At 54.6% G+C, this 7,657-nt stretch carries 7 protein-coding genes and 1 pseudogene; 5 read left to right on the top strand and 3 right to left on the bottom strand.

All coding sequences use genetic code 11. The features are described from left to right. The first annotated feature begins 11 nt into the window (after positions 1-11). The 3 genes from VC35_RS04280 to VC35_RS04290 are packed head-to-tail and all read left to right on the top strand — an operon-like array spanning position 12 to position 2,228. Positions 12-740, top strand: a complete 729-nt coding sequence (locus VC35_RS04280; protein ID WP_046037968.1) for an ABC transporter permease — start codon at positions 12-14, stop codon at positions 738-740. After that, positions 737-1,447 carry an ABC transporter permease gene (locus VC35_RS04285; protein ID WP_046031502.1) on the top strand — a complete coding sequence of 237 codons (711 nt, stop codon included), beginning with the start codon at positions 737-739 and terminating at the stop codon, positions 1,445-1,447. Before VC35_RS04280 ends, VC35_RS04285 begins: the two co-directional genes overlap by 4 nt. 16 nt (positions 1,448-1,463) lie before the next feature. Then, on the top strand, positions 1,464-2,228 hold the full coding sequence (locus VC35_RS04290; protein WP_046037969.1) for an ABC transporter ATP-binding protein: 765 nt from the start codon (positions 1,464-1,466) through the stop codon (positions 2,226-2,228). A gap of 60 nt (positions 2,229-2,288) precedes the next feature. On the opposite strand, the pseudogene VC35_RS30275 reads toward VC35_RS04290, so the two are convergent. Both VC35_RS30275 and VC35_RS04300 read right to left on the bottom strand, forming a co-directional pair. Further along, positions 2,289-2,438, bottom strand: a pseudogene (locus tag VC35_RS30275) (efflux RND transporter periplasmic adaptor subunit); the annotation flags it as partial. Positions 2,439-2,480: 42 nt separating this feature from the next. Then, entirely contained in the window at positions 2,481-3,350 is an 870-nt protein-coding gene (locus VC35_RS04300) for an AraC family transcriptional regulator (RefSeq protein WP_046037971.1), read from the bottom strand. Positions 3,351-4,231: 881 nt separating this feature from the next. On the opposite strand from VC35_RS04300, the gene VC35_RS04305 reads away from it, so the two are divergent. After that, entirely contained in the window at positions 4,232-6,001 is a 1,770-nt protein-coding gene (locus tag VC35_RS04305) for an S-type pyocin domain-containing protein (RefSeq protein WP_046037972.1), read from the top strand. Next, positions 6,001-6,273 (top strand): hypothetical protein, encoded by a 273-nt coding sequence (locus VC35_RS04310; RefSeq protein WP_046037973.1) that lies wholly within the window; start codon positions 6,001-6,003, stop codon positions 6,271-6,273. The genes VC35_RS04305 and VC35_RS04310 overlap by 1 nt, the downstream gene beginning before the upstream one ends. Positions 6,274-6,838: 565 nt before the next feature. On the opposite strand, the gene VC35_RS04315 is transcribed toward VC35_RS04310, so the two are convergent. Continuing rightward, positions 6,839-7,657 (bottom strand): Ig-like domain-containing protein (locus tag VC35_RS04315; RefSeq protein ID WP_404942343.1); only part of this gene is annotated, 819 nt, incomplete at its 5' end.

Raw genomic sequence — 7,657 nt, forward strand, 5'->3', positions numbered from 1 at the left:
AGGGCTGCTCAATGCTAGAAAACCTATTGCAGATTCTTGGGCTGTCAGGCTTTAGCCTTAAGGGTTTCGGCCCGCTGTTGCTGCAAGGCTCCTGGATGACTGTCAAATTATCCTTTCTGTGCTTGCTGGTGAGCGTCGGCCTGGGCCTGATCGGCGCCAGCGCCAAGCTTTCGAAATCGGCACTGCTGCGTGTCCCTGCGCAGGCCTACACCACGCTGATCCGTGGGGTGCCGGACCTGGTGCTGATGCTGTTGATCTTCTACAGCCTGCAAACCTGGCTGACCTCGTTTACCGATTTCATGGAATGGGAATACATCGAAATCAACCCCTTTAGCGCCGGGGTCATTACCCTGGGCTTCATCTACGGGGCTTATTTCACCGAAACCTTCCGTGGCGCCATCCTTGCCGTACCGCGAGGGCAGATGGAAGCGGCTACCGCCTACGGCCTGACCCGCGCTCAGCGCTTTCGCTTGGTGGTGTTCCCGCAAATGATGCGTTTTGCCCTGCCGGGCATCGGTAATAACTGGATGGTGATCCTCAAGGCCACCGCGCTGGTATCGATCATTGGCCTGGCCGATCTGGTCAAGGTGGCCCAGGACGCGGGCAAGAGCTCCTATCAGCTGTTCTTCTTTCTGATTCTGGCCGCCTTGATCTATCTGGTGATCACCACCGTTTCGAACTACGTCTTGCGCCGGATGGAAATCTTCTACGCCGCAGGCACCCGGGAGGCCGTGCGATGATCGAGCTACTGCAGGAATACTGGAAACCTTTCCTGTTCCAGGACGGCAATCACATCACCGGGCTGGCCATGACCCTCTGGCTGCTCAGTGCCTCGATCTTCTTCGGCTTCGTGATGTCGATCCCGCTGTCGATTGCCCGGGTCTCGACCAATGTCTGGGTGCGCTGGCCGGTGCAGTTCTACACCTACCTGTTCCGCGGTACGCCTCTCTATATTCAGCTGCTGATTTGTTACACCGGCATTTACAGCCTGGCCGCGGTGCGTGCTCAGCCAGTACTGGATGCGTTCTTTCGCGATGCGATGAACTGCACCATCCTGGCCTTCGCCCTGAACACCTGCGCCTACACCACGGAGATCTTCGCCGGGGCCATTCGCAGCATGAACCACGGTGAAGTCGAAGCGGCCAAAGCCTACGGACTGACCGGCTGGAAGCTGTACACCTACGTGATCATGCCGTCCGCCCTGCGTCGCTCGCTGCCTTACTACAGCAACGAAGTGATTCTGATGCTGCACTCGACCACCGTGGCCTTCACCGCGACCATCCCGGACATCCTGAAAGTCGCACGGGACGCCAATTCGGCGACCTTCCTGACTTTCCAGTCGTTCGGCATCGCCGCGTTGATCTACCTGGCAGTCACTTTCTCCCTGGTCGGCCTGTTCCGCCTGGCTGAACGCCGCTGGCTGTCTTTCCTCGGCCCGGCTCACTAATTCAGGAAGCTTGTTCATGTACAAACTGACCGTTGAAAACCTGCACAAAAGTTATGGCAATCATGAAGTCCTCAAGGGCGTTTCGCTAAACGCCAAGACCGGCAATGTGATCAGCCTGATTGGCGCCAGTGGTTCGGGCAAGAGCACCTTTCTGCGTTGCATCAACTTTCTGGAAACGCCCAACGACGGCGCCATGAGTCTGGACAACCAGCCGATTCAAATGGTCCATGACCACCACGGCATGCGCGTGGCCGACGCCAATGAACTGCAACGCATCCGTACTCGCCTGGCGATGGTGTTCCAGCACTTCAACCTGTGGAGCCACATGACCGTGCTCGACAACATCACCATGGCCCCACGCCGGGTGCTGGGCGTCAGCAAGAAGGACGCAGAGGATCGCGCCCGGCGCTACCTGGACAAGGTCGGATTGCCGGCGCGGGTTGCAGATCAATACCCGGCGTTTCTCTCGGGTGGTCAGCAGCAACGGGTCGCCATTGCCCGTGCCCTGAGCATGGAACCGGAGATCATGCTGTTCGACGAGCCGACTTCGGCCCTGGACCCGGAGCTGGTGGGCGAAGTGCTCAAGGTGATCCAGGGACTGGCCGAAGAAGGCCGCACCATGATCATGGTGACCCACGAAATGAGCTTTGCGCGAAAAGTGTCGAACCAGGTGCTGTTCCTGCACCAGGGGCGGGTCGAAGAGCAGGGCGCGCCCGAGGACGTATTGGGCAACCCAAAAAGTGAGCGCCTGCAGCAGTTCCTCAGCGGCAACCTGAAGTAACAAGAGCGCCTTTGAGCGACCTCAGGGTCGCTCGAAGACGCTGGCTCAACCCTCAAAACGCCCACGTTCAACCTGAGCAATCAGTGTTGCCGGCACCTCTATGATGCCGTAGCCGCTGACGAGCCGCGGCCAACAGATCGGTCTGCTTCGCTTCAAAACAAGGAACGCTGTCTGAGCAGACACCCACTCTGGAACCAGGATATCTACCATGAACTCAACGACGATCATTTCAAACCAGCAGCGACCTGTCCGCTATTGCAAAGGCACATAAATATCGGTCTGCCATTGATCCTGCGGTGTCTCGGGGGAAATGCTTAGATAATCGAAGAACAGCGGCTGGTCTCGAAGCTCCTCGCCGCTGGTGGGGAGCCAGTCGCGATAGATCGGATAGATCGATTCGCCGATGTGATCCGTCGAGCCCACGTGACGCACCACGACGCAGCGCCCGCCAGGGATAACCCTCTCGGTTACACCGAACTCATTCGCTGCTACTGCCTCGTGAATCTCGCCGCAGATTGCAAACCGGAACTCTTCGGCCGGGGTCGTATCGGGGTTGCCGAAAGGAATACCAAAGCTGCGACTTGATGCCACCGGCGACTGGCCGCTCTGCATGCGCCACTCGATAAATTTACGCACGCTCTCATTAACGAGCCCGGGCGCTCCGCAATGCTCTAATGCTGCAACCCTGACTTCGCGAAACTCCACAAATCGTATCTGCATGATGATGCTCCTGGAAAAATGAGGGATGGTGAACACCGCACTCCAGACCTGCCAATTCGGTTGCTTCCTGAATGCACTCGGCGTCATACCGAACGCCCGCCTGAACGCCCTGGAAAATGATTCGGGGCTTTCGAAACCCGCACCGAAAGCGGCGTCCAGCACCGAGTAATCCGCGAGGGAAGATAAGCAATGCGCCGCGCGCCGTAGTCGCATCAGTTGTACATAACGTGAAACAGGCACGCCCACGAACGCGGTGAATTGTCGATGGAAGTGAAACGCCGAAAAGTTCGCGACTTGGCTCAACGTCTTCACGGACAAGTCACCTTCGAGATTGGCGTCGATGTAGGCTAGTACCAGGTCGAACCGTTTTGTGTAGGCGGCGTTGCTCAGCAAGTCAGACACTGGATGGAGGCTCCGGGAAATACGGTAGGCAATAGAGTCGACTATATCGGCGTGCCCGCGCCTAGCCGTGTTTGCTCAGGTCGCGATTGAGTTGCCTGTTCGACGTGGGGCCGCCTTGGATGCACCGTGCTTGAAGGCTACCGGGCAGTTCATCTGAGGCTGCGATTGTAAATCCTGTACGACCGAAAACTTCACGCCCTGAGGAAGTCAGTCAACCTAAATCGAGGTTCTTCGGGAGCGGTGAACCGCGCTTCCTCAATGCATTCAAATAGGTGGTTTCATCGTAGAGCGTCTCTGAGCTTCCTCCCGCCAGCATGTATTTAGCCTCCATTTCTTGAGCTGGAACCCCGTCAATAAGCCAGTTATTGAAATTGCAACTAGCGAATTGAGGCGTGTCGGCTAGAGGGGATAGCATCGTAAAGTAGCTAAACGGTCACCTTTGATGCCCGTTTTCATTTACTCCGCAGCCTGCGCCCGCAACCGCCGTCCAATCACATCTATCAAGTCACAACCATCGTGCAACGGAATGGCCAGCAGTTTGGAAAAAACCGACAACACACCGTGCCGCAACCGATCCCGGATCGGTAGGCAATGCTCTCCAGCACCTGCGCAACCGCCCGAACACGACATTCGCCATTGATTAAAGAGTATCGTAAAAATAAATCAGTTCCTTTGTTTTAGTAGTCCGTATATAGAAGATTGAATTCGGCGCTTTTGCTGTGAGGATTTTGCTGGAAGCCGCAGAGGTTGTTTGGGTCTAATATCATCTTTCACGCGCGACGTATGCAGTAAATATTGAAGTATTGAAATTGCTACGTTGTTGTGGCATAACTTTTGTGCTGTCTGCTATATGGAATTCATATTGTTGCATGGAGCGCTATATGCAAGAGCCAATTACACATTATTCACCTTTAATATCGCCTGAGTCTCGGCAAGTTAAAACTAAGGAAAACCCGGTTTTTCCTTCAAGCTTCGATAGTATTTTGTTTTGGGATGGGACTGTCCCGACGGTTACTACGCCCCATAGTATTGAGGGTGTCAAAGACACCAGCGACGCATACCAAAAGTTGGTGGCGATAGGGCTTTCGGTGCACGATCAGATAAAGAGTAGTTTTTCGGGGGGTGCACCGAATGTTCGAGATTATCTAGAAAAACGCATAGTCGCAGCCATTGATGGGCAGGAACTCAATGCGTTGGAAGCTGCCTTAAAAAAGAAAGCGATCATCGTAGAGCTTCTGCAAAGGGCCAGAATCCATAGAAGTTGGAACGAGGCAATACTATATAATGGTTTAGACGCATTGTCGCTAGACAGAAAAATGAGTGCCGCGGTATTTGCAACGGATGTGGATGTCGAAGAAGATATGGCAGTGCGACTAAGCATTTATGAAGAGTTCCTATTATCGCTAACTGCCGCCTACGTTAAACGAATCCTGGTCGAAGCCATCCCCATTCTGGAGGACGCTTCTGCAACTGCAGACGCTGAAATCCATCACGCCTTGGCAAGGGGCGAAGTTGCTTACACCTACAGGTTACCTATTGGTAATGGTGCAGAAGCAGGGACTGTGGCGGGTGCCATTGCCATCCATGTCGCCGACGGTTGGACCTTCAGGGCAGTGATCCATGAAGGCATTCAGCTGTTGGCAGGGTTGGGAGAAGCACTTCTCAGTCGGGCCACTGCTGTTGGGATCGGGGCCTTGTTCTATTCACCTGCTCTTGCTAACGGCGAACGCTTTCCTCAAACAGTTCTCACACTGCCCGGTAGCACTTTTTTGCCGAAGCTGCCGTCAAACCTGAATGAAATCGCTGCTACCGAAGGAACCATTGACCTTCCTTATCGGATTGTTGGCGACCTTAACCAATACACACTTGTTGCAACCCCGGCTGGAGGGAGTGTCTCGGAAAAAGTGCCAGTGCGAGCATTGGCATTCGATCCAACGACCAGCAGCTACAGTTTCACGTCAAACGATACACCGCCCAATATCCTCAGTTTTCCCATTATTCACTTGGGAAACGGCTCGACAACTTCGCCCGCCCGACCTGCGCAAGTACCGACTTACACTGGAGTTACGCTGTCGCCATTGCTTGTGCAGCCTGAAACCTTACCCGCGTTCGAATTGCCTGATTTCAGGGATTGCATTTACTGCTTTCCGATTGAAAGCGGTCTGCCGCCAATCTACGTTGTTTTTAATAGTCCTTATGAAGGAGCAACCACAAGGGGAAAACACAGCGGTCGATTTTTCAATCCCGCCAAAGCCGGAGGCCCAATCCTCGATCTCGATTGGACAAGTGCTACCGTGACCCAAGCGGGTATTGATCTAGTCAAATTACATACGGGACGTTTCAGGTCTTCGGATGCCAATGCCATCATGATTGATCGCTTGAAAAAAATTCTGCTGGGTGAATTGGTAATCACAGAGGTAGACAAACGCTTCTATACTCATGAAATCAGAGAACTCGAACGTTTCAGAGCATTAGGTGTAGCTGACGGTGTAAACTCGGATGACGGTGTTATTTGGAATAACACTCACGCCGCGACGCTGGAGGACTACAAAGTCAAGGATGCTTTTGAATTGCTCTATACACCTGATGCTTTAGAAGCGGATGAAAAGCAAAGGGAACGAGAGTATAAGGAACTTGGAGGAATAAAATAATGAGTGTCATTGCAGCCATCGTACTTAACGAGAAACCTGAAGAGGTAATTCTATTTGTAACCAAAAATCAATTAGGTATCTCCTTTCCTCAACTTGATGGCCTTTATAATCGGGCTAACTGGGCGCATGTGGAGAACAACATAGGGTTATTGAACCTTGTCCATAAAATGTGTGATGCCGGTTTTATCAAATATAGTGGGGGCGGAGTTGTGAGAGGGCCCAACTGGAGAGAGCCGGCATTCATGCTAGAAGGCAAATATACCTTTGACTGACAGCACCAAGTGCCTGAACGCAGGTGCCAGAGAACGGTGACAGTAGCCATTATTTCGTAGTCGTCCGGTTCCCTTGTCCAGTCGTTTAAATCATCGAAGGTTTCCCAGGTTGAGCCGCTGTCGCAGCGGCTCTTCTCTTTGTTACGGGTATATTGAGTATCTTCGCCTGATTGGTTTTTCGTGGCCTCGAATCATCCGGTGGCGACCTTCGGGAGCGAGGCGATGAGCGCGAAAGTCGCGCTCATCGCCTGCATGCGGGTCTTACTGATTAGGCTGAATGCCATGTTGGGGGACGGCACCGAATGGCGGTGACGAGTGGTATGGTAAAGACAGTTGCTCCCACAAGGATCTTCAGCGAGCAAATAATTTATGCTCGACACAGATCCCCTGTGGGAGCGGGCTTTCCCGCGATGGCGGGGTAACAGTCAATGCAAAGGCAGGGATCAATCAGGTACTTTGCGAACAGAACCGACAGTCAACAACCCCTACCTCGGTCCCACCGCACGCCGTACAAAAGAAAAACGCCCGACCCACATTGCATGGACCGGGCGTCGATCAAACCGCTCTAGTTCACCACTATTGGCACCGTCACGGTTTTGCCGAAGGCTGATTTGATGGTCGCCGTCGGGCTGGGCGACGGGCCGCTGCCGACGGTTGTCACCGCTATATTCCAGAGTGCGCCTGTAGCCGTAGGCGTCAGGGTGGCGGTGCCAAGGTTCACCGTACCGGTTGTAACCGTGGCAGTCGCCGTGATGGTATTGCCCGTGCCACGGGAGGTGGTGCCGGACAGGACCCAATACCAGCGGCTGTTGATGCGGGCGGTGACGGTAGCGCTGGTGACGATCAGGCTTTCGACGGCCGCTGTCGAGACCGCTACGGACACCGTCGCCGGTGGCGACTCCGCACCCTTGGCATCGGCGGCCTTATAGGTAAAGGTCGCGGTGAACGGCGCGGGGACCGTGGCCGGTGGTGTGTAGGTCACGCGCAGACCATCGGTGCTGACCGTGCCCTTGCCGGAGTCCGGTTGCGCCAGACCCACCACTTTAAGTGGCACGTTACCGTCAGGGTCGCTGTCGTTAGCCAGCACGTTGATGATAAGCGGTTGGCCGTTGTTGCTGATGGCGCTGTCGGGGTTGGCGATCGGGTTTTTGTTATCGCCATCGTTGACACGGGTATCGCCAGTGCGGAAGGTCGGCAGCGCGGCGGAGTTGACGTAGGTCACGCCGTCCCAGCCGGGCAGGGGCGTTGGCATCAACTGGAACTGACCGGGGTGCTCGATATCCCAGCGCAACAACATGGACGTGTCCTCGTGCTGGGTGTTGTGGCAGTGCTCCATGTAGGTCCCGGCGAATTCACGGAAGTGGATCGCCATTTCCACATCCAC

This window comes from Pseudomonas fluorescens (genome assembly GCF_000967965.1).
In the GTDB taxonomy this organism is placed as follows: domain Bacteria; phylum Pseudomonadota; class Gammaproteobacteria; order Pseudomonadales; family Pseudomonadaceae; genus Aquipseudomonas; species Aquipseudomonas grandcourensis.